At 62.7% G+C, this 21027-nt stretch carries 18 protein-coding genes; 7 read left to right on the top strand and 11 right to left on the bottom strand.

Going from position 1 to position 21027, the window contains the following annotated elements; all coding sequences use genetic code 11:
- Window positions 1-26 precede the first annotated feature (26 nt).
- A complete protein-coding gene (locus tag OJJ21_RS15520) occupies window positions 27-794 on the bottom strand; it encodes a glucose 1-dehydrogenase (RefSeq protein ID WP_297687505.1) in 768 nt (255 codons plus the stop codon).
- Here OJJ21_RS15520 and OJJ21_RS15515 point away from each other — a divergent pair.
- Complete coding sequence (locus OJJ21_RS15515; protein WP_297687503.1) at window positions 763-1416, top strand: MarR family transcriptional regulator; 654 nt, start codon at window positions 763-765, stop codon at window positions 1414-1416. The two genes, OJJ21_RS15520 and OJJ21_RS15515, sit on opposite strands and share 32 nt — an antisense overlap.
- Window positions 1417-1442: 26 nt before the next feature.
- On the opposite strand, the gene aliA is transcribed toward OJJ21_RS15515, so the two are convergent.
- Genes aliA through aliB form a run of 3 tightly spaced genes read right to left on the bottom strand, consistent with a single transcriptional unit; the run spans window position 1443 to window position 5367 of the window.
- Complete coding sequence (gene aliA, locus OJJ21_RS15510) at window positions 1443-3086, bottom strand: cyclohexanecarboxylate-CoA ligase (RefSeq protein WP_297687501.1); 1644 nt, start codon at window positions 3084-3086, stop codon at window positions 1443-1445.
- 34 nt (window positions 3087-3120) lie between these two features.
- Window positions 3121-4164, bottom strand: coding sequence for a zinc-binding dehydrogenase (locus tag OJJ21_RS15505; RefSeq protein ID WP_297687499.1), 1044 nt, complete (start codon window positions 4162-4164; stop codon window positions 3121-3123).
- A gap of 48 nt (window positions 4165-4212) precedes the next feature.
- On the bottom strand, window positions 4213-5367 hold the full coding sequence (aliB, locus tag OJJ21_RS15500; RefSeq protein ID WP_297687497.1) for a cyclohexanecarboxyl-CoA dehydrogenase: 1155 nt from the start codon (window positions 5365-5367) through the stop codon (window positions 4213-4215).
- A 232-nt stretch (window positions 5368-5599) separates the two neighbouring features.
- Here aliB and OJJ21_RS15495 point away from each other — a divergent pair, with 232 nt between their 5' ends.
- Window positions 5600-6358 carry an SDR family NAD(P)-dependent oxidoreductase gene (locus tag OJJ21_RS15495; RefSeq protein WP_297687495.1) on the top strand — a complete coding sequence of 253 codons (759 nt, stop codon included), beginning with the start codon at window positions 5600-5602 and terminating at the stop codon, window positions 6356-6358.
- A 141-nt stretch (window positions 6359-6499) separates the two neighbouring features.
- On the opposite strand, the gene gcvA is transcribed toward OJJ21_RS15495, so the two are convergent.
- Window positions 6500-7387: a transcriptional regulator GcvA gene (gcvA, locus tag OJJ21_RS15490; RefSeq protein WP_297687493.1), complete on the bottom strand. Its 888-nt coding sequence runs from the start codon at window positions 7385-7387 to the stop codon at window positions 6500-6502.
- A 107-nt stretch (window positions 7388-7494) separates the two neighbouring features.
- Here gcvA and OJJ21_RS15485 point away from each other — a divergent pair, with 107 nt between their 5' ends.
- Genes OJJ21_RS15485 through OJJ21_RS15475 form a run of 3 tightly spaced genes read left to right on the top strand, consistent with a single transcriptional unit; the run spans window position 7495 to window position 12221 of the window.
- Window positions 7495-8664, top strand: coding sequence for an acyl-CoA dehydrogenase family protein (locus tag OJJ21_RS15485; protein WP_297687491.1), 1170 nt, complete (start codon window positions 7495-7497; stop codon window positions 8662-8664).
- Window positions 8665-8671: 7 nt separating this feature from the next.
- Window positions 8672-10789 (top strand): acetate--CoA ligase family protein, encoded by a 2118-nt coding sequence (locus tag OJJ21_RS15480; RefSeq protein WP_297687490.1) that lies wholly within the window; start codon window positions 8672-8674, stop codon window positions 10787-10789.
- Entirely contained in the window at window positions 10782-12221 is a 1440-nt protein-coding gene (locus OJJ21_RS15475) for an NAD-dependent succinate-semialdehyde dehydrogenase (RefSeq protein WP_297687488.1), read from the top strand. The genes OJJ21_RS15480 and OJJ21_RS15475 overlap by 8 nt, the downstream gene beginning before the upstream one ends.
- Before the next feature lie 86 nt (window positions 12222-12307).
- On the opposite strand, the gene OJJ21_RS15470 is transcribed toward OJJ21_RS15475, so the two are convergent.
- Genes OJJ21_RS15470 through OJJ21_RS15460 form a run of 3 tightly spaced genes read right to left on the bottom strand, consistent with a single transcriptional unit; the run spans window position 12308 to window position 15136 of the window.
- On the bottom strand, window positions 12308-13630 hold the full coding sequence (locus OJJ21_RS15470; RefSeq protein WP_297687487.1) for a TRAP transporter large permease subunit: 1323 nt from the start codon (window positions 13628-13630) through the stop codon (window positions 12308-12310).
- Entirely contained in the window at window positions 13627-14160 is a 534-nt protein-coding gene (locus tag OJJ21_RS15465) for a TRAP transporter small permease (protein ID WP_297687486.1), read from the bottom strand. Before OJJ21_RS15465 ends, OJJ21_RS15470 begins: the two co-directional genes overlap by 4 nt.
- Window positions 14161-14206: 46 nt before the next feature.
- Window positions 14207-15136: an NAD(P)-dependent oxidoreductase gene (locus tag OJJ21_RS15460; RefSeq protein ID WP_297687485.1), complete on the bottom strand. Its 930-nt coding sequence runs from the start codon at window positions 15134-15136 to the stop codon at window positions 14207-14209.
- A 199-nt stretch (window positions 15137-15335) separates the two neighbouring features.
- Between OJJ21_RS15460 and OJJ21_RS15455 the strand changes: the two genes are divergently transcribed.
- A complete protein-coding gene (locus tag OJJ21_RS15455) occupies window positions 15336-16775 on the top strand; it encodes an aldehyde dehydrogenase (RefSeq protein ID WP_297687484.1) in 1440 nt (479 codons plus the stop codon).
- Window positions 16776-16814: 39 nt separating this feature from the next.
- Window positions 16815-17702 carry an NAD(P)-dependent oxidoreductase gene (locus tag OJJ21_RS15450; protein WP_297687483.1) on the top strand — a complete coding sequence of 296 codons (888 nt, stop codon included), beginning with the start codon at window positions 16815-16817 and terminating at the stop codon, window positions 17700-17702.
- Between the two features lie 10 nt (window positions 17703-17712).
- On the opposite strand, the gene OJJ21_RS15445 is transcribed toward OJJ21_RS15450, so the two are convergent.
- Genes OJJ21_RS15445 through OJJ21_RS15435 form a run of 3 tightly spaced genes read right to left on the bottom strand, consistent with a single transcriptional unit; the run spans window position 17713 to window position 21004 of the window.
- Window positions 17713-18804, bottom strand: coding sequence for a glycerol dehydrogenase (locus OJJ21_RS15445; RefSeq protein ID WP_297687482.1), 1092 nt, complete (start codon window positions 18802-18804; stop codon window positions 17713-17715).
- 16 nt (window positions 18805-18820) lie between these two features.
- Window positions 18821-19354, bottom strand: a complete 534-nt coding sequence (locus OJJ21_RS15440; protein ID WP_297687481.1) for a thioesterase family protein — start codon at window positions 19352-19354, stop codon at window positions 18821-18823.
- Between the two features lie 27 nt (window positions 19355-19381).
- Window positions 19382-21004, bottom strand: coding sequence for an AMP-binding protein (locus OJJ21_RS15435; RefSeq protein ID WP_297687480.1), 1623 nt, complete (start codon window positions 21002-21004; stop codon window positions 19382-19384).
- Window positions 21005-21027 lie beyond the last annotated feature (23 nt).

Raw genomic sequence — 21027 nt, 5'->3', positions numbered from 1 at the left:
GGTCCTTGTCATTATGCGGCTGTGGTTCAACCATTCATGGTCAGGCCACCGGACACGCTGAGTACCTGTCCGGTTATGAAATTGGCGTCGTCGCTGGCGAAGAAGGCGATGGCACCGGGCAGATCGTCAGGCTGCCCCAGGCGTCCCAATGGCACGGAGCGCTTGAAGGCCTCGACCAGCTTTTCCGGGTTGCCTGCGCCCTGGAGGTAATCCTTGAACAGGTTGGTATCGGTCGGCCCAGGACAGACGACATTCACATTCACGCCCTTGGCGGCGAGCTCGCGTGCGACAGTTTTCGAGAAAGCGACCAGCCCGCCCTTGCATGCGGCATAAACCGCCTCACCGCTGGAGCCGACGCGGGCCGCATCAGAAGCGATGTTGACCACCTTGCCGGCCCGCCGTTCCGCCATCAGCGGCAATACGGCGTGATGCAGGTTCAGCGCCCCGACCAGGTTAATGGCGATGAGCTTCTGCCAGAGTTCCGGGTCGGTCTTGATGAAGGGGCGAAACACATCCCAGCCGGCGTTGTTCACCAGGATGCGGATCGGACCCTGCTCGGCTTCCACGGTCCGCACGGCAGACAGAACGGTGCCATGGTCGGTAATATCAACGGCGTAAGCGGCCGCCGAACCTCCGGCAGCGGCGATCTCGGCCCGGACCGCTTCAGCTCCCGCCGCATCGCGGTCGAAAATGGCCACTTTCGCCCCCTCCTCAGCAAAACGATGGCAGGTTGCCCGTCCGATTCCCCCTGCACCGCCTGTAATGATCGCCACGCTGTCGCGCAAACCGCGCATGCTGCCTCCCGAGCTTGAAACGCTGATCCTGAACTTCCCGGCCGTTGCGGAATGCCACGGCTTTCCGCCGACCGATTTCTGCGTCATCATAGAAATAGATGACTTTATGTCAATGTATTGTTATTTTTCTGCGAAAGGCAATGTTATGAAAGACCTCAGTGGCAGCAAGGCTTCGGCATCGTCGGAACTGGCAAACCGGATTTTCTTCCGGCTCTACCAGGCCGCGAACACCATGCATAAGACCGGCACGAAGGCGCTGGAAAAATACGGCGTCACCACACAGCAATGGTCGGTTCTCGGCGCCCTCTCTCGCCCTCAAGCCGCGAATGGCATGGCGATTGGTGATCTCTGCCGCTTCCTGATGGTGAGCCGGCAGAACCTCAACGGTGTACTCGACCGGCTTGGCCGGCAGGGCTACACCACGGCCGTGACCGATGCCGCCGACCGCCGCTCCAAACGCATCAAACTGACCCCCAAGGGGGAGAAAGTCTGGGATGCGATCACTCCGCTGATCTACAGCTATTATGACAATACATTGCAAGGCTTCTCATTTGACGACCGAGTCGACTTCCTGCACCACCTCAACCATCTGCTAAACAACATGGTGAAACTGGAGGATTAGGTGGCGGCCGAACCGCCGCCTGACCCTCAGGCGGCAAATGTCTTGGCCACTTCGCGCAGCTTGAATTTCTGGATCTTGCCGCTCGGCGTACGCGGCAGTTCCTCCACCACCTCCAGCCGCTCGGGCAGATACTGCTTGGCGACCTTCTGCTCTTCCAGAAAAGCCACGATATCCTGCAGCGTCAGACTCTGGCCCGGTTTCGGGACCACGAAGGCGCAGGCCCGTTCACCGAGCCGGCGATCCGGGACGCCCACAATCGCCACGGCCTGGATCGCCGGATGGCGGAACAGCAGTCCTTCGATTTCGACGACCGGCACATTCTCGCCGCCCCGGATGATGATGTCCTTGGAGCGGCCGGTGATGCGGACATAACCTTCCGCATCGATACGCGCCAGATCACCGGTATCGAACCAGCCTTCGGCGTCGTGATTGAACCATTCCGGCCGCTTCAGATACCCGACAAAGTTCGAACAGCAGCGCACCTTCAGCATGCCCTCTTCACCGGCCGGCAACGGTTTATTGGCAGCATCAACAACACGGATTTCGACGCCTTCAAGTGGACAACCATCCGTGCCGATCGTCTTGACCTCGGGATCATCCATGCGCGTCATGGTGACAGCGCCGTTCTCGGTCATGCCCCAGGCCGAGATGATATTTGCGCCCAGCGTCTTGCCGGCCCGTTCGACCAGGGCGCGCGGAATCGGCGCGCCGGCGGCTAGGAATATCCGCAGGCTGGCAACATTTCCGGCGCCGGAGGCCACGGTGTCGGTAAGGTCCGACAGGAAAGGAGTCGACGCCATGGTGAAGGTGACCCCCTCATCGGCGATTCCCTGCACGGCCCGCTTTGGCTCCCAGATATCCTGGAGCACGGCGGTGGTTTGCAGCATGATGGGCATCATCAGGCCGTACATGAAGCCGGTCTGGTGCGCCATCGGCGAGGCCATCAGCACAACATCGCTGCGATTCAGGCCCAGTCGCCGCGCATAGGGCAGAATATTCGACATCATGGTGTTGGCCGTGTGCATCACGCCTTTCGGCTCGCCAGTGGTGCCTGAGGTATAGAGCAGCTGGGTGACGTCATTCGGAGTTGGCCGGCGGGCGGCGAACAGTTTCGCCTTCTCGCCGCTGTCCTCCCGCGCGGTGCCCAGCAGGGCATCCTCGAAGCTGTTGGCACCGCCGCCACCGATGACCAGGACATACTTCAGATTGGGCAGCTTTTCGCGTATGCCGGCCAGCATGGCCGGATAGTCAAAGCCACGGAATTCACGCGGCACGACCATCACCTTGCTTTCAGCCAGGCCGAGCATGAAGGTCAGTTCGCGTTCGCGGAAGATCGGCATCATCGGATTGGTGACCGCCCCGATACGCACGCAGGCCAGGTGTAGCGCGGTGAATTGCCACCAGTTGGGCAACTGGTAAGACACGACATCGTTCTTGCCAACGCCGAGCTCTACCAGACCGAGCGCAATGCGATCGACCAGTCGGCCCAGTTCGCGGTACGTCAGCCGCGTCGATTGGCCGGCCATTGAGTTGGAATCGACGATGGCCGTCCTGTCGGGATCTTCAGCGATGCATCGATCGAGGTAATCGGTGATGATCCGGCCCGGCCAGTGCCCGGCTTCGGTCATCGCCCTGACCCGGTCTGCCGGCAAAATTGGATCGAACTGCATGTTTCCTCTCCTCACTTTTTCCTGGCGGCTGCTTTCAGTGCGCCAATGGAATATCGATAACGATCTTGCCGAATTGTTCCCCGCTCTCCAGATAGTCGAGGGCGGCGACTGCCTCCGATAACGGATAGACGCGATCGATCACCGGCCGTAATCCGCCCTGAGCGACCGCATTGAGCAGCTGTCGGAATTCTTCCTGGCTGCCAAGTGTTGAGCCGAATATCTGCAATTGACGGATGAAGACGCGCTGAAGGTCGGCGCCAGGCTGACTGCCGGCCGTGGCACCGCATGTGACGATCCGGCCCCCGCGCGCGGCCATCTTCAGGCTGGCGCCCCAGCCCGGCCCGCCGACACTGTCGATCACAACCTCGGCGCCATGGCCAAAGGTCAGATCAAGTACCCGGCGCGGAGCATCTTCGGTCAGGCTCTTGATGACGGCTGTCGCGCCCATCGCCCCCGCATGCTGTAGTTTGGTGCCGTGCCTGGAGGTGACGATGGCGCGAGCACCAGCCAGCCTGGCCAGTTGGAGCGCGGCGATTGCCACTCCGCCGCCAACGCCAATGATGACGACCGTTTCGCCGGGCTGCAGCTGCGCCTTACAGAACAGCATCCGCCAGGCAGTGAGATAGGCCACCGGCAGACAGGCCGCTGTGTGGAAGTCCATGCCCTCCGGAATGGGCAGAACGCTTACGGCCGGAACCGAGACATATTCGGCCATGGTGCCGTGGCGATGTTCGCCGGTATAACGCACATACAGGCAAAGGAGCTGATCACCAGCCAAGCAATAGCGGCAACGACCGCATGCCAGGGCTGGATAGATCACGACCCGCTGTCCGGGCCGCAACGGCGATTGCGGATCATGGACCTCAGCCACCTCGCCGGCCCCGTCCACTCCCATGATCTGGGGCAGCGCATGGGTAATGCCGGCGCCAGACCGGCGCATGTAGACATCAACCCGGTTGACTGACGCCGCCCGCAGCCGCACCAGAACGTCTCCCGGCTGCGGCTGCGGCCGTTCGAACGAGCCGTAGACGGCACCGCTGCCCCCCTTGCGATCACGCAGTACAATGGCCTGCATCATCGACAGCCCTCTGCTGCCTGGAATTCGTCTGCCGACTGATACTGGCGGTCAGTAGGGAACATTCTTCCGCCCCGCCCTGATACGAGCCACGATGGTCTTCATCACCTGCGCCGTCCCGTCGCCGATCTGCAGGCCGAGAACATCGCGCATTCGCTGCTCGAATGGCAGATCGACCGAATACCCTGCGTGGCCATGTACCAGCAGGCATTGATGGATGGTTTCATAGGCGAGTTTCGGCCCCCACCATTTCACCATCGCCGCCTCAGCGCTGTGCGGCAGGCCAGCGTCCTTGAGCCATAAGGTTTTCTGACAGAGCAGCCTGGCGGCCGTCACATAGGTATCGAATTCCGCCAGCATGTGAGATACGCCCTGAAAAGCGGATAATGGTTGTCCGAAGGCGTGGCGCTCCTGGGCGTATTGCCAGGTTTCGCGCAATGAGGTTTCGGCGACCGCAAGGCATTGCAGGCCGATCAGCGCACGGCTGAAGTCGAATCCCTGCATGACCTGCTTGAATCCAGCACCTTCGTCTCCAAGTCGGTTTGCCGCGGACACCCGTACATTGTCGAAGATCAGGCTGCCGCGGCCGATGGCGCGCTGGCCATGATCGGAAAAGCGCCCGCGGTGGATGCCGGATGACGTCATATCGACCAACAACGCCGTTATGCCCGAGGCGCCATCTTCCGGCCGGCCGGTCCGGCCAAAAACGATGGCCGCATCGGCTTGGTCGGCCATCGAAATCGAGGTTTTCTCGCCGTTCAGGACGTAGCTGTCGCCCTCACGCGTCATCTTGAGCTGCAGGCGGGCCACATCCGATCCGCCCTGTGGTTCGGTCAGAGCCAGGGCTATAATGATCTCGCCGCGCATCAGACGCGGAAGCCACTGCCCGGCCAGCTCAGGGGGGGCATGATCGGCCAAGATATGACCGTTCAGTGACGCCAAAAGCTGGATATAGGCGATATTGAAATCAGCCGCCGCAATGCTTTCGATGATGACGCCGGCCGCAACATAACCGAGGCCGAGACCGCCGTAACTTTCCGGCAGTTCCGGCGCGATCAGTCCCAACGCTCCCATTTCCGCGATCAGGCTGCGGTCGAACTGACCGGTGAGGTCATGTTTGCGATAGAGCGGCGCCAATCGATCCTGCGCGAAGCGACGCGCAGTCTCGCCGATCGCTTCCTGTTCGGGCGACAAAGCGAAATCCATATTTTCCTCCCTGCCCGAGTCTTAGAAGCAAACTGAATACTATGTCAATATATTGCTATATTGTCGGCACGCAGATAATTGCCGGCACAAAGATATTAGATGCGTTTCCTGGTGTTTTGCGGTTTTTACACGAATTTCCGCTTGTCGCAGTCAATGTTTTATACCAATAGATTGCAATGTAATGCCGCAACGCACAATCAGGGCGGCATAAAAAATCAAGGGAGAGAGAGGCATGCGCCTGCAGAATCGTACCGCCCTGATCAGCGCGGCAGCCGGCCCCATGGGAGCAGCAATCGCGAGCCGGTTTCTCGATGAGGGCGCCAACGTCGTTTTGACAGATATATCAGAACGGCGGTTGGCAGCGGCCGCAGCCGATCTGTCCGATAGCGCCAGCCGTGAAAGAATCGTCACTGTCCGCGCCGACGCCCAGAACAGATCCGAGAGCGAAGCCGTCGTCGCAGCCGGCCAGCGCCAATTCGGGCGGATCGATATTTTGATCAATGTCGTTGGCGGTATTCGCGACACGATACTGAACCGCCCCTTTCTGGAGCTTAGCGAGGAGCGCTTTATTCAAACTCTGTCGCTCAATCTGCTCGGGACGCGCAATTTCGTGCAACTGCTCGTGCCCGGCATGCAGAAAGCTGGCTGGGGCAAAATCGTCAATATCGCCAGCATCAGCATGGCTGGGGAAGCTGGCCAGGCCGACTATGCCGCCGCCAAGGCCGGTGTCGCCGCGCTGACCCGCAGCCTTGCAGCGGAATTCGCGCCTGCGATCAATGTCAACTGCATCTCGCCTGCCCTGATTCAAACCTCGGCCGTCGAACGCATGCCGGCCGAACAGATCCGCAGCTATGTCGAGCGAACCCTGCTGAAACGCTTAGGGCGGGCGGAGGACATCGCGAATGCCGCAGCCTTTCTGGCCAGCGATGAAGCAGCATATATCACCGGCGAGAATCTATGTGTCAGCGGTGGCATAGCCCCTGCCCTCTGACTTGCTATCTCAAGATACTCTTTGCCTCAGCTGACAGACGGTTCACTTTTAGGCGTCATAGGCCGGCAATACATCATCGCTGGGATCAAAGTGGCAAAATCTACCAGCCGGGTTTTCCCTCTCGCCAGGGTCCCAGAATGCTTACCTATTAGCTGATTCCAATACCCAGTCCCGAAACATTATCAATGCGGGATAGCGTGCTTTTTGAGCAGGAAAGACCAGATGATAAGCACGCGGTCGCCAGAGCGGCATTTGGAACAGCGAAACCAAACGACCGTCAGCCAGGATGGACTGCACAAGGCATAGCTGGGCAATCGCAATACCCAACCCCTCAATAGCGGCCTGATAGGCCATGCTCGAGCTTTCAAAAGTCAGGCGTTTGCCTATCGCCACGCCAGGAAGCCCTGCGTGACGCAGCCAGGCCTGCCAGTCGTTGGCGCGATGCTGCGCGTAGAGCAGCGTATGCTGCCCAATATCCTGTGGCTGCCGCAACGGCGGCGCGCCCTTCAGCAGGCGCGGATTGCAGACCGGCAGAATCACGTCATAGAGGAACGGCACGATTTCAACACCACGCTGTTCCACACGACCGAACTGTATGGCGATATCAACCTCTTCACGGTCGAAGCGCACCGGTTCGGTGGAGGTCGAGATATTGAGGTCGATTTGCGGATGCCGGGCCCGGAAGTCGGAAAGCCGCGGAATCAGCCAACCTTGGGCGAAACTGGCGTAAACACGCAGATTGAGACGCCGGCGACCGCGGCGCACCGGCAGTTCCTCGGTGGCGGCGCTGATTTGATCGAATACCTCGCGCAGGCGCCGCTCGTACCGCGCTCCCGCCGGGGTCAGCACGACTTGGCGCTGCTTGCGGGTAAACAGCTTCAGACCGAGATAGCCCTCCAGCACGCCAATCTGGCGGCTGACCGCGGCCTGGGTCACCCCCAGTTCCTCAGCCGCCCGGGTGAAATTCTCGAAGCGTGCAGCGACCACGAAGACATATAGCGGGTTGAGGGGGGGGAGCGGGTTTTTCATAACTTTTTGTAGGCCTAGTATTACTATTCCTATGTTGTTTATGCCTCATCCAGGGCCGATCCTCAAGCAAACCGGCGACAGGCCGGCAGCCAGCCTGTGGAGCAAACGTGGATTTCAATCTTTCCCTAGAACAACGCCAATTTCAGGACTCGGTGCGGCGTTTTGCCGAAGCCCATTTGCGGCCAAAGGCCCGCGAGCGAGCCCGTGAGGCGCGGTTTCCATGGGATGTCGCCCGCCTGATGGCCAAACAAGGACTGCTCGGCATTACCGTGCCGGAAAGTCATGGCGGCCAGGGCGGCACGCTGTTCGATGCGGTACTGGCGATCGAGGCCGTGGCCGCCGTTTGCCCGCGCAGCGCCGATGTGGTGCAGGCCGGCAATTTCGGTCCGCTGCGGACCTTCGCGGAATATGCGCCGCCGCAACTGCGCGAATGCTATCTGCCTAACCTGCTGGCCGGAGAAACCCTGATAGGGCTGGGCATGTCGGAACCGGAAGCCGGCTCGGCAGTCACCGAACTCCGTACGACGGCCACGCCCGACGACGACGGCTATCTGGTGAACGGCAGCAAGGTGTTCATGACCCACAGTACCGACGCCACCTGCTTCCTGATCTATCTGCGTTTCGGCCCGGGCGTCGACAATATCGGTTCGGTGCTGATCCCACGCGATACCAGCGGTGTGCGTATCGGCAAGCCAGTACGCTATCTAAGCGGCGAGGAATGGTGCCAGATCTATTTCGAGGACTGTCATGTCCCCGCATCGCATGTCGTACTCGGGCCTGGCGGCTTTAAAAAGCAGATAGCCGGCTTCAACGCCGAGCGGCTGGGCAACGCCTCGCGTGCACTGGCACTGGGCCGTTATGCCTTCGATGTCGCCCGCGAGCATGCCATGACGCGCCGGCAATTCGGCAGATACCTGGCCGAATTCCAGGGCCTGCAATGGAAATTCGCCGAAATGGAAGCCGATCTCGTGGCGGCCCGTCTCGCCCTGTATCAGGCTGCGGCTGGGGCCGATACCGGCCTGCCCGACGCGCATGCCACCGCCATTGCTAAATATCTATGCAACAAGGCCGGCTTTGCTGCCGCCAACGAGGCGCTGCAGATCCTCGGCGCCACCGGCTTCAGCGAAGAAACCCTGGTGGACTATTGCATGCGCCGCACCCGCGGATGGATGATTGCAGGAGGATCGATGGAAATTCTCAAGAATCGCATCGCCGAGGGCGTGTTTGGCCGCGCGTTCTTTTCAGCCAGCCGCACCAGAGAAAAACGGGCGGAGTAGCACGCCAATGCCTTCGGATCTCTTTCGCGCCCTGTTCGCACCGCAGCATGTCGCCATCGTCGGGGCTTCCGATGACGGCAGCAAAACCACCAGCCGCCCGGTCCGCTTTCTGCAGAAGCATGGATTTGCCGGCCACATCACACCCATCAACGCCAATCGCGATACCGTCGCCGGCCTGGCAGCTGTTCCCAGCATAACCGCCGCCAGGGCGCTAGATACCTCTCCGATCGAACATGCCTTCATCCTGACGCCGCAGGCTGCCGTGGCAGCCGCCGTGGAGAATTGCATCGCAGCAGATATTCGCGTGGCCACTATCCTGGCCGGCGGCTATGCCGATGCTGGCACCGAGGGACAAGCCGCGCAGCAGGCGCTTGTCGAGCATGCCCGCGCCGGCGGCTTGCGGCTGCTCGGCCCCAACAGCATCGGCGTGGTCAACACCGCCAACGGTTTCTGCTGTACCGCCAATGCCGCTTTCGAAGTTGACCGCCTGCTGCCCGGCCGCTTGGCGTTCATCTCGCAGAGCGGCAGTATGATCGGCGCCGTGGTCTCCCGCGCACAGGCCCATGGAATCGGATTCGGAAAACTTCTTTCAGTCGGCAATGAAGCCGATCTCGGTCTCGGCGATCTCGGCCTGATGCTGGCCGAGGATCCGGATACCGATGCTATCGTGCTGTTCCTGGAAACCATCCGCGATGCGGCGGCGCTGGCCGATTTCGCCGCAGCGGCGGCGCGACTAGGCAAACCGGTTGCTGCGCTGAAACTCGGTCGCTCGGAGATCGGACAGGAAATGGCGATGTCGCATACCGGCGCGATGATGGGATCCGACCGCCTTGCCGATGCTTTGCTGCGTGACCTAGGCATCGTGCGGCTGGAGCGCTTTGAAGCATTGATAGAGGCGGCGCCCCTGCTGGTACAGGCCCGGCGTCGGTATGACGGCAAGCTGGCGGACAGGCCGGTCGCTGTGGTGACCACCACCGGCGGTGGTGCCGCATTGGTGGTCGACCAGCTCGGCCTGCACGGTATTGATGTGGCCGCTCCCAGCGCGGCGCTGTTTGCTCAATTGCAGGCGGCCTGTCCGATACCGCTGCGACATGGCAGGGTTCTCGACCTGACTCTAGCAGGGGTTCGATATGATGTTATGTCGACCGTGCTGCGGCTGCTGGCAGATAGTGGTGAGTTCGCCTTGGTGTTGACCGTGGTCGGCTCCTCGGCCCAGTTCCATCCCGATCTGGCCGTGAAGCCTATCATAGACAGCGCCGCTAGTGCGGCCGTCCCCATCGCGGTTTTCCTGACACCGGCGGCAGATGAAAGCCTGATGCGTCTGTCGGCGGCCGGAATCCCGGCTTTCCGCACGCCGGAAACCTGCGCGGAAGCGATCATCCACGCCCTGCGACCGTCGCACTATCGCACACTTCCGACGACCAAAGTTCCAGAGCTGGCCGTGACGGTGCCGGTGCGCCCCGATAATGAAGCTGCGGCGCTTGATCTGCTGGCGGCCGCAGATCTGCCGACAGCACGCCGCCTCCTTCTGCCGCCGACGACGCAAACATGCCAGCATGATCTGTCCTACCCCTTGGCGGCCAAGGTGGTGTCCGCCGACCTGCCACATAAAACCGATGTTGGCGGCGTACGGCTGAATATCGCCAATGCCGACAGCCTGGTCCTTGCTCTGCGGGATATCGCCGCATCGGTGGCAAAAGCCGCACCCACCGCCCGTTTGCAGGGCTTCATGCTGCAGGAAATGACATCCGGTACGGCCGAGGTGATCGTCGGTTTCCAGCGCACCGCCCTGGGCGACTTCGTCACCGTCGGTGCCGGCGGCATTCATGCCGAGGTGCTGCGCGATCTGGCCGTGCGGCGTGCGCCGGTGGATAGCGCAACGGCCAGAACAATGATCGATGAACTGCGCATCGCCGCCATTCTGAAAGGTTCGCGTCGGCAGACGCCGGCCGATATCCCGGCCCTGGCGCGTTTCATTGCCGGTTTCTCATCGCTGTGCGCCACACTCGACTGGATAGGCGAGGCTGAGGTCAATCCGCTGATCCTGCGCCCGGCCGGAGAAGGCGTCGTCGCAGTGGATTGCCTGATCACCGCCGTGGATCATAAAGGATCGAGCCATGTCTGAGCGGTATCCCGAACTCGCACTCTATGTCGGCGGCCAGTGGCATCCGGCCGGTGCACGCGCCACGCTGCCGGTGATCAACCCGGCAACGGGCGACAGCCTGGCCGATCTGCCCTGCGCGTCAGACGCGGATATCGACGAGGCTGTCCGTGCGGCGGCAAAAGGCTTTGCGGTCTGGCGCGCGGTGGCACCGGTCGAACGCGGCAGGCTGCTGCGCCGCGCCGCCGACATGATCCTGGAACGCCGCGAGCATATCGCCCGCCTGATCACCTGGGAGCTCGGCAAGCCGCTGTCAGAATCCCGCATCGAGGTGGACACCGCCGCGGCCATGTTCGAATGGAACGGCGAGGAAGCCCGCCGCGCCTACGGCCGCGTCATTCCCGCCCGTAACCCTGAGATCCGGCAATTCGCCATCCCGGAACCGATCGGGCCGGTTGCCGCCTTCTCGGCCTGGAATGCCCCCGCGATCACCCCATCGCGCAAGATCAGTTCGGCGCTGGCTGCCGGCTGTTCGGTGATCATGAAGCCGGCGGAGGAAACGCCGGCTACCGCGCTCGCCATCGCCGCCATCCTGCACGAGGCCGGGTTGCCGGCTGGCGTGCTGAGCATGGTGTTCGGCGATGCTCCGCGCATATCGGCACGACTGATGGCGGCACCGGAGATCCGCGGCGTCACTTTCACCGGCTCCACGGCGGTCGGCAAGATTCTGGCGGCCGACGCGGTGCGCAGCATGAAGCGCATGACGCTGGAACTCGGCGGCCATGCCCCGGTGCTGGTCTTCGCCGATGCCGATATCGACCGCGTAGTGGCAGGCGCGATCACCGCGAAATACCGCAATTCCGGCCAGGTCTGCACCTCGCCCACACGCTTTCTGGTCCAGCGGTCGATCTGCGACGCCTTCGCCGAGAAATTCACTGCCGCGGTGCGCATGCTGACGCTCGGCGACGGTTTCGATCCGGACACGAAAATGGGCCCGCTGGCGACCGAGCGGCGCCTCGCCGCCATGGACCGATTTGCCGAGGATGCACGCCAACGCGGCATCGCCATCCCGGTGGGCGGACGGCGCGTGGAGCGTCCGGGGTACTTCTGGCAGCCAACCGTGCTCGGCCCGACCACCGACGACGACTGCCTCGCCGCCACGGTCGAGCCGTTCGGCCCGCTAGCCCTGATCCGGCCCTTCGAAGATGTGGACGAGGCGCTTTCGGTTGCCAACCGGCTGCCGTTCGGCCTCGCCGCCTATGCCATGACCGATAATGCGGCACTCGCCGATCGCGTCGTCCGTGGCATCGAGAGCGGCAATGTTATCCTCAATCACTGGCAGGCATCGGCGCCGGAAACGCCGTTCGGCGGCGTTAAGGAAAGCGGCTTCGGCACCGAAGGCGGCCTGGAAGGCCTGCGCGCCTTCCAGAACCTGAAATACATCAGCCGGGCCTGAACCGGCCGGTCCAGCCGGGTACGAAACCAAAGCAGAAGGGGGCGGTGCCAGACACCGCCCCCTTCTCGTTTTTGATCTTTCGCCGGCTAGTTGAGCAGCGACGGCAGAAAGGTGGAAATCTTCGGGAAGGCGATCAGCAAGCACATCGTGATGATGTCGGTCAGGATGAACCAGGTGACCTGACGGATGATCTGCTCCAGCGATGTCTTCGGCATCATCGACTTGATGACGAAGAGGTTGAGTCCCACCGGCGGCGTGATCATCGCCAGCTCGAGATATTTCACGATCAGCACGCCCATCCAGATCAGGTCGATGCCCAGCTTCTGCATGATCGGGAACAGCAGCGGCAGGGTCAGCAGCATGATGCCGATCGGATCGATGAACATGCCGAGGATCAGGTAGACGATCGACACGCCGATGACGAAAACCAGGGGATCGGTGGTCAGGTTGATCACGGCATTCGACAGGTAGTCGGCCACGCCCGACAGGGCGAGGAAGCGCGTGAACAGGATGGCGCCGATGCCGATGAAGAAGATCGACGCCGTCGTCTCCAGCGATTCGAGCACGGCACGCTTGAATGCCTCGCGGTTGAACTGCTTGCGCGGCCAGGCGATCAGCAGCGCCACGAATGCGCCGACCGCGCCGGCTTCGGCGGCCGAGAACAGGCCGGCGAACAGGCCGCCCATGATCGAGACGAACAGCACCACGATGGGCCACACGTCCTTCCAGGACCCGGTGCTGGCGTCCACGTCGCCGCTGACATTGACCTCCTGGCTGGCATCGCCCTTGAACTGCACCAGCGAGGGCTGGAACCGGACCCGCAGGTTGATGCAGATGCAGAACATCACAGCCGACAGCAGGCCCGGCAGGATGCCGGCGATGAACAGTTTACTGATCGACACCTCGGCGAAGATGCCATAGAGGATCATGATGATGCTGGGCGGAATCATGGTGCCCAGCGTGCCGCCGGTCGCCACCAGGGCGCCGGCGAAGGCCGGATTGTAGCCGTTGCGCACCATTTCCGGGATCGCGATGCGGCCCATCGCGGCGGCGGTGGCGAGGCTGGAGCCGCAGACCGCCGAGAAGGCGGCCGCGCCGCCGATCGCTGCAATGCCGAGGCCGCCGCTCAGCCGGCGCAGGCCGCGTTTCACCGCCATGAACAGGCTTTCGGTGACGCCGGCGTGATAGCAGATGAAACCCATAAAGACGAACATGGGAATCGAGCTGAGCGACCAGCTGGCGGTGAATTCAAATGGGCTAGAGGTGAAGATGCCCAGCGCGGCACGGTCGCCGAGGATCATCCAGATGCCGCCGAAGGACACCACGCCCATGGTGACGCCGAGCGGTACGCGCAGCAGCATGAGAAGGATGAGAGCACCAAGACCGGAGAAACCAATGATCAGATTCATTTCTGCAGCTCCGGATCGGCGTCAACAAGGCGGGCGAAATGGTCGGTGGTGGTCTGGATCAGGGTGATCGTCTTCATCAGGACGACGACGCCGAAGAACAGGAATCCCAGGAAAAAAACAACACGACCCGGCCAGATGACGATTGGATATTCGCCGAACATGTATTCGCCGATATCGAATTTCCGGTAGGCCTCGCGACCGGCGAGGAAAGTGATGACACCGAGGAACGCAAGGCTGACGAAACCGTTGAACACCAGCACCGCCCGCTGCAGTCCGCGGGGAAACATCTGGTGCAGCATTTCGACCGCCACATGCTGGTTCTTCATCTCGACGAAGGCCAGTGGCAGGGCCACCGCGCAGGGCATGTAGTAGTAGGCCACCGTTTCCAGCGTCGCCGGGATCGGGATGCTGAAGGCGTATTTCATGATCGCATCGAGGGCGACATGCACAGCCATCAGCACCAGGGCGCCGCCCCCGGCAAGCAGATAGATGCGGTTTGCCTGCCTTGTGATACTGAGTATGGGGTGCATTCCCGGGTTCCTTGCGGTTTTTGCCAGCTGCTCGAAATTTTGCGCTTTACGTCAGGCGCAGGAGTGCCTGGTTGTTAAGCCGGGCCCAGAAATCGGTCAATGCCGATGTATCCTGGCCGCGATGTCCGCCATTGAGGGCCAGCGCCATCAGGTCGCGTACCTGCGAACCGAGCGGCACCGCGATGCCGATGCTCTGGGCCGCCTGGCAGGCAAGCGTGATATCCTTGAGCGCCAGCGCCATATCGAAACCCGGCGTCAGGTCGCCGCGCAGCACCTTCGCGGGCCATTTCTCCTTGAGCTGGCCGTTCACGGCAGTGGTTCCCGTCAACACCGCCAGCGTCTTGGCCAGATCCAGCCCCATGCCCTGCGCCAGCACCAGCGCCTCGGAATTCAGCTGGCAATAGGCCAGCACCATGAAATTGTTTACCAGCTTGGTGCGCGTGCCATGCCCGGCTGGGCCGCAGTGGTAGATCGTCGTGCCCATCGCGTTGAGATACGGTTGCAGCACTTCCAGCACATCGGCATCGGCACCGAGCATAAACAGCGACTCGCCGCGATCGGCATGTGCCGCAAGCCGCCCCACCGGCGCATCGGCAAAATGCAGCCCGCGTTCCGCCGCCGCCGCGGCCAGGGCGTCGGCGGTGGCAGGATCGACCGTACTCATGTCGACGACTATGGCGCCAGCAGGCAGCGCCGCCAGCACGCCGTCGGGGCCGAGCGCTACAGCACGAACCTCTTTCGGGCCCGGCAGCATGAGAAACAGGATATCGGCATCCCTTGCCGCATCAGTTGCGCTGGAGGCCAGATCACCGCCCAATTCGGCGAATTTGGCCAGTTGCCCCGCCGCCAGGTCGAAGGCGCGCACGCTGAAGCCTTTGCGGACAAGATTGGCGGCCAGCGCTAACCCCATGCGGCCCAGGCCGATAAAACCGATACGACGCAATGCCGTCGCTGGCTGCGCAGTGACTCCACTCATCCGGTCGTTTCCCCTTTCGATGCGGACTGGCCTTGACGGGCCGACCGCTTATATTTAATAAAATAGAACGATGTTCTAAAAATATCAATACCGATTTGGCATCCCTGTCAGACCGGTTTGCCTGAAAAGGAAAAAAAGTGTCAGGGAGCCATCGCGCCACGCCACCGTCAGAAGCGTTTCATGCGGAAGGACGCGGACAATGCCTGTGAGCTTTCCCGCCGCCGGTCGCTGGATCGCCGGCAGCGGCCCGACCCTGCAGACCATCAACCCCGCCACCGGCGCGCTGACGGCTGAGCTCGGCACTCCGACGGATACGGAGGTTGCCGTCACCTGCGAAGCCGCGCGCCAGGCCGCGCAGCATCCTGCCTGGCGTCGCATGAAGCCGCACCAGCGCGCCGCATTGCTGCACAGGATTGCAGACGAACTGGCCCGCAGCGGCGAAACCCTGGCGCAGCTGCAGATGGTGGAGAACGGCAAGTCGCTGAAGGAATGCCGCGCCCAGGCGGCCAGCGCCGCCGCCACCTTCCGCTATTACGCGGCAGTGTGCGAAACCATCGAGGCCGCGACGCCGCCCAGCCGGGGCGAATACGTCAATTTTACGCTGCATCAGCCCTATGGCGTCGTCGCCGCCATCACGCCGTGGAATTCGCCGCTGACCATGGAGGCGCAGAAAGTCGCCCCCGCCCTTGCGGCCGGCAATGCGGTAATCCTGAAGCCTTCGGAAATCACCACACTGCCTGCGCTGGAGCTGGCGCGAATTTGCGAACGCGCCGGGCTGCCGGCCGGCCTGCTGTCGGTGCTGCCCGGACATGGCCGCGATGTCGGCGCCGCCCTGATCAATCATTCCGCCATCGGCATGATTTCCTTCACCGGCGGCACCGCGACCGGCCGCATGATCGCCGAGACCGCGGCGCGGCGGCTGATTCCGGCCGCGCTCGAACTGGGCGGCAAGTCGCCGCATATCATTTTCGCCGATGCCGATCTGGATGCTGCCTGCGCCAGCGTGCTGGACGGCATCTTCGAGGGCATGGGACAGTCCTGCGTGGCTGGCTCTCGCCTGTTCGTGCAGCGCGGCGTGCATGATGCCGTGATCGAACGGCTGCGTGTGGCGGCGCAGACCCTGCGCATCGGCCCGCCCGAGGCAGCCGAAACCCAGCTCGGGCCGCTGGCATCGATGGCGCATCGCGATCGGGTCGAGAGTTACGTCGCCCTGGCGCGCAGCGAAGGCGGCCGCATCGTTGCCGGCGGCAGCCGGCCGGACGGCCTGGATTGCGAGCGCGGCGCCTATTACCTGCCAACCATCATTGCCGGACTGTCGAATGCGGCGCGAGTATGCCGGGAAGAGATTTTCGGCCCCGTGCTCTGCGTCATTCCGTTCGACGACGAGGCCGACCTGGTGCGCCAGGCCAACGACACCGTCTACGGCCTCGCCTGCGGCATCTGGAGCCAGGACTTCCGGCGCGCCTGGCGGATGGCCGAAGCCATCGAGGCGGGCACCGTCTGGATCAACACCTACAAGCAGCTGAGCATCGCGGCGCCGTTCGGCGGCTTCAAGGAAAGCGGCCTCGGTCGCGAGAAGGGCCTGACCGGCCTGAGGCTGTATCAACAGGTCAAGAGCATTTATGTCGCCACTGCCTGACGTTTCGCCCGGCAGTCTTTCATTGAATCAGGACCGGATATGAGCAGCGATCACAAGGGCAATGGCATTCTGGGTTTCATCGGACTGGGCGTCATGGGCGGTGCCATGTGCCGCAACCTGATCCGCAAATCGGGCCGTCGTGTGCTGTTTAACGACCGGCGCATCGAGGCGATGACGGATACCGCCGCGGCCGGCGGAGAGGTGGTGGAAACGATTGCCGATGTGGTGCGCCAGGCCGATATCGTGCTGCTGTCACTGCCCGACAGTGTCGCGTTGCGCCAGGTGATGACGGAAATTCTGCCGGAACTGCGCCGCGGACAGATCGTTATCGACACCACCACGGCATCAGTGGAACTGACCCGCAGCCTGGCCGCCGAAGTACGCGCGCGCGGTGCCGACTACCTCGATGCCCCGGTCGCCCGCACGCGGCAGGCGGCAGAGAACGGCACGCTCAGCATCATGGTCGGCGGCGATGCCGCGGTGCTGCACCAGGTGGAAGACGTCCTCAGGCATATGGGCAGCGATGTCACGCATTGCGGTCCGGTCGGGGCCGGGCAGATTTTCAAGATCCTGAACAACATGGTGCTGTTCCAGACCGTGAATGCGCTGTCGGAAGCCCTAGCCATTGCCCGCGCCGCCGGGGTGGATGGCGCACTGCTGTTCGAGGTCTTCACCAAGGGATCGGCCGACAGCTTCGCGCTGCGCAATCACGGCATGAAGGCGCTGCTGCCAAGCGAATTCCCCGAACGTGCCTTCTCGGTGGCCTATGCCCGCAAGGACAATACCTATGCCCTCGATCTGGCCCGGCTGGTTGGCATCGATGCCACGGCCGCGACCATGATCGACCGAATTTTCTCCCGGGCGCAGGACCAGGGGCTGGGCGACAACTACTTTCCCGTCATCCACCGCCTGCACGGCGCGGAGTGACCAGCGGCGCTTACGCCGCCGCCGTTTCCACCCGCTCCATCGCGCGCAGCAGGATATCGGCGTTCAGGGCCGGCCGCCGCGCGGCGACATAGGGCGCCGTCATGGTCAGTTCGGCAATGCGGCGCATGTCGGCGACATCGATGCCGGCCAGGCCGATATCGGCGAGCCGCACCGGCAACCCGACCCGGCGCAGGAATCCCGCGATGCTGGCAACCGTCGCCTCGGGCTGCGCCGTGGCCTGCAACTGCACCAACAGGCCATAGGCGACAAGTTCGCCATGCAGGGTGCCCAGGGTCTGCGGATAGGCCGTCAGCCCGCGCAGCATGCCATGCGCAACCGACAGGCCGCCACCCTCGAAGGCCAGGCCCGAATACAGTACCGTTGCCTCAACCACACGCTCGAAGGCCGGCGAGATTTTGCCGGCCGCGACAGCATCCAGTGCCGCGGCCGAATCGCGCAGGCTGGTATCCAGGCAGGCCTGCGCATGTTGCAGCGAACATGCGGTGGATTGCCCCTGGAAATAGTTTGGATAGCCGCTGGCAGCGGCTTCCTCGACCTCGAATTTCTTGGTGATCGCGTCGCCGATGCCGGCGACGAAAAAGCGCCGCGGCGCTTTGATCAGCACATCCGTATCCACCAGCACAATGTCCGGATTGCGACGCAGCAGCGGCACGTCGACGATCTTGTGGTTCTCGTCATAGATCGCGATCAGCCGGCTGGTTGGCGCGTCGCTGGAGGCAATGGTCGGCACGATCGCAATCGGCAGGTCCAAGGCCTGCGCCACTGCTTTTGCGCTATCCACAGCTTTGCCGCCGCCAGCGCCAATGATGACATCCGCCTCGTTCTGGCGAGCGGTCGCCACCAGGCGGTCAATTTCGACCAATGTGCATTCGCCGCCGAACGGGATGGGTGTGAGACGTCCCGGCATCCTCACGGACAGAGCCTCAAACAGGCCAAACACTACCGGATCCACCACTGCGGCGGCACGGCAACCGGGCAACAGCCGCTCCAGGTAGGCAGGCAACTGCCCCAGCGCGCCCGGACCCTGCACATAAAGCGATGGGAAGCCGATAACCCTGATGGCGGTGGTATTGTCTGTCATATCTCTCGTATCCGTTCTATTGCGCCGCCGGCACAGGTTTAGCCACAGCCTCCGGCGACTGGATGCCACGGCCGGCGTGCCGCGGCATCGGCAGCGACGCGTGATGCAGCCGCAGCGCTTCCAGTCTGGCGGCCGCGGCCTCTGGCCAGGGAGCCGGCCGATGCGTCGATGTGTCGACGCAGACTGCCAGCTGTTCATTATAGGCGGCCGGCTGCGCCTCGCCGGTTTCATACATGCTTAGAAAGACGCGCAGCCGGCGATCGGTCAGGCCGAGCAGCTGCAGGCCGATTTCAATGGCCGCATCTCGCTGAATCTCCCGGCGATATACCAGATGCGCCTCGCCCACATAGATAGTCCGGCCGCTGACCGGTTTCTGCAGCGGACCGATGCCGTATCCGTTGCAAAAACGGCAGATGCCTGCATCGAAGGCGGCGAGATAGGCGGCCACGTTCATATGCCCGTTATGATCGATCCATTTCGCCGGTACCCGCCGCCGCAGGATGCGCAGCAAACCATCCGGCATATCGTCGAACTGCGGCAGCCTCGCCATCAGATACCCGCCCTCAACTGCCGCCGGTCACGCGGCATGGATGCGCCGCAGTTCGGCCTTCTGAATCTTGCCTGTGGCGGAGATTGGCATCTGCGCCACAATCTCCACGTTATCCGGCAGCCACCATTTCGCCACCCTCCGGGCCAGAAAATCCAGCAGGGCCGCCTTGTCGATATCCTGACCGTCGCGCGGCTGCACGATCAGCAGGGGGCGCTCCTGCCATTTGGGATGCGGAATGCCGATCACCGCCGCATACTGCACCCCCGGATATTCCAGGCTGTGCGCCTCGAGTTCGGCCGTCGAAATCCATTCGCCGCCGGACTTAATGATGTCCTTGGCGCGATCGCGGATCTGGATGTAGCCCTCGGGATCGATCGAGGCCATGTCGCCGGTATTGAGCCAGCCATCGGCGCTGAGCGGGCTGCTGTCTTCGCCGAAATAGCCGCTGGCGATCCATGGGCCCCGGGCCTGCAGCAGGCCGATGGCCTTGCCGTCCTGCGGCAACTCTCCGCCCGCTTCATCCACCAACCGCAGGCGCGTGCCCCAGGCAACCCGGCCGGATTTCTGCTTGTAGTCGAGCTGGCGCTCCTGTGGCAGGGTGCCCAGGCCCGGTTTCAGGCTGCCGCGGCTCGAGCACAACGCCTCGGTCATGCCCCAGGTCTGCACGATATTGACGCCCTGCCCGATCTCCCAGCGGTCGATCAGCGGGCGCGATGGCGCGCTGCCGCTGGTCAGAATTGAGCGCAACGCCGGCAGTTGCCTGTCCCGGCTTTCCAGCCAGTCACACAGACCGAGCAGAACAGTCGGCACAGCGGCGGCTATGGTAACCTTTTCGCCATGCAACAATTCGTAAAGCGCCTCTGGTTCATGCTGGCGGCCGGGCAGTACCAGCTTGCCGCCGCTGATCGGTGCCACATAGGGGAAGCTCCAGCCGGTGGCATGAAACATCCCGGCGATCGGCATGTAGACGTCCATATCGCCATTGCGATACCCGCCAAAGAAATCCTTGGCGATACTGGCAATGGCGATCAGTGTCAGCGCGCGATGCGAATACAGCACGCCTTTCGGGTTGCCGGTGGTGCCTGAGGTGTAGCAAAGCACGGCGGCGGCATGCTCGTCGAAGCGCGGGAAGGCCGCCAGCGGCTCATTGTCCGCCACCAGCGCATCATAGCCGAGATGGTCGACCCGGCCCGGCGCTGTCGATGCCGGCGGAACCGGCGTGCCGATGTGGATGACATGACGTACCGATCCGAGTTGTGGCAGCAGGCGCGCTACAATCTCTGCGGTACCGGCATCGCAGACCAGAATCTCGGCGGCGCCATGGTTGATGATATAGGCGATATGCGCATCCGAGAGCCGGGGATTGACCGTGTGCAGAATACCGCCGGTGCAGGGTACGGCATAGAACAGCTCGAAATGCTCCCGCGTATTCCAGCAGAGCGTGGCGACGCGGTCGGAAAATTGTAGTCCAAGGCCCAGTAATCCGTTGGCGACACGGCGGATGCGATCCAGCGCGCCGGCATAATCATCTCGGACAATCCCACCGGCCAGATCGCGAGCCACGATCTCGGTCTCGGGATGGTAGCGGCCGGCATATTCGATGATCGAACCCAGCAGCAGCGGCTCGTCCATCATCAATCCGCGAATCATTGCGCCCCACCCATTCCCGCCGA

This window comes from Ferrovibrio sp. (genome assembly GCF_025869515.1).
Classification (GTDB): Bacteria; Pseudomonadota; Alphaproteobacteria; order Ferrovibrionales; family Ferrovibrionaceae; genus Ferrovibrio.
The sequence above is the reverse complement of the archived record's forward strand: the minus strand, read 5'-3'. Positions and strand labels throughout refer to the sequence as shown.

Excerpts from the sequence above, each read along its gene's own strand:
- OJJ21_RS15460 (WP_297687485.1), bottom strand. The coding sequence starts at position 15,136 with ATGAGTGGAGTCACTGCGCAGCCAGCGACGGCATTGCGTCGTATCGGT.
- aliB (WP_297687497.1), bottom strand. The coding sequence starts at position 5,367 with ATGGATTTCGCTTTGTCGCCCGAACAGGAAGCGATCGGCGAGACTGCG.
- OJJ21_RS15475 (WP_297687488.1), top strand. The coding sequence starts at position 10,782 with ATGTCTGAGCGGTATCCCGAACTCGCACTCTATGTCGGCGGCCAGTGG.
- OJJ21_RS15440 (WP_297687481.1), bottom strand. The coding sequence starts at position 19,354 with ATGGCGAGGCTGCCGCAGTTCGACGATATGCCGGATGGTTTGCTGCGC.
- OJJ21_RS15465 (WP_297687486.1), bottom strand. The coding sequence starts at position 14,160 with ATGCACCCCATACTCAGTATCACAAGGCAGGCAAACCGCATCTATCTG.
- OJJ21_RS15455 (WP_297687484.1), top strand. The coding sequence starts at position 15,336 with ATGCCTGTGAGCTTTCCCGCCGCCGGTCGCTGGATCGCCGGCAGCGGC.
- OJJ21_RS15495 (WP_297687495.1), top strand. The coding sequence starts at position 5,600 with ATGCGCCTGCAGAATCGTACCGCCCTGATCAGCGCGGCAGCCGGCCCC.
- OJJ21_RS15450 (WP_297687483.1), top strand. The coding sequence starts at position 16,815 with ATGAGCAGCGATCACAAGGGCAATGGCATTCTGGGTTTCATCGGACTG.
- gcvA (WP_297687493.1), bottom strand. The coding sequence starts at position 7,387 with ATGAAAAACCCGCTCCCCCCCCTCAACCCGCTATATGTCTTCGTGGTC.
- aliA (WP_297687501.1), bottom strand. The coding sequence starts at position 3,086 with ATGCAGTTCGATCCAATTTTGCCGGCAGACCGGGTCAGGGCGATGACC.
- OJJ21_RS15480 (WP_297687490.1), top strand. The coding sequence starts at position 8,672 with ATGCCTTCGGATCTCTTTCGCGCCCTGTTCGCACCGCAGCATGTCGCC.
- OJJ21_RS15515 (WP_297687503.1), top strand. The coding sequence starts at position 763 with ATGATCGCCACGCTGTCGCGCAAACCGCGCATGCTGCCTCCCGAGCTT.
- OJJ21_RS15435 (WP_297687480.1), bottom strand. The coding sequence starts at position 21,004 with ATGATTCGCGGATTGATGATGGACGAGCCGCTGCTGCTGGGTTCGATC.
- OJJ21_RS15470 (WP_297687487.1), bottom strand. The coding sequence starts at position 13,630 with ATGAATCTGATCATTGGTTTCTCCGGTCTTGGTGCTCTCATCCTTCTC.
- OJJ21_RS15505 (WP_297687499.1), bottom strand. The coding sequence starts at position 4,164 with ATGATGCAGGCCATTGTACTGCGTGATCGCAAGGGGGGCAGCGGTGCC.
- OJJ21_RS15520 (WP_297687505.1), bottom strand. The coding sequence starts at position 794 with ATGCGCGGTTTGCGCGACAGCGTGGCGATCATTACAGGCGGTGCAGGG.
- OJJ21_RS15445 (WP_297687482.1), bottom strand. The coding sequence starts at position 18,804 with ATGACAGACAATACCACCGCCATCAGGGTTATCGGCTTCCCATCGCTT.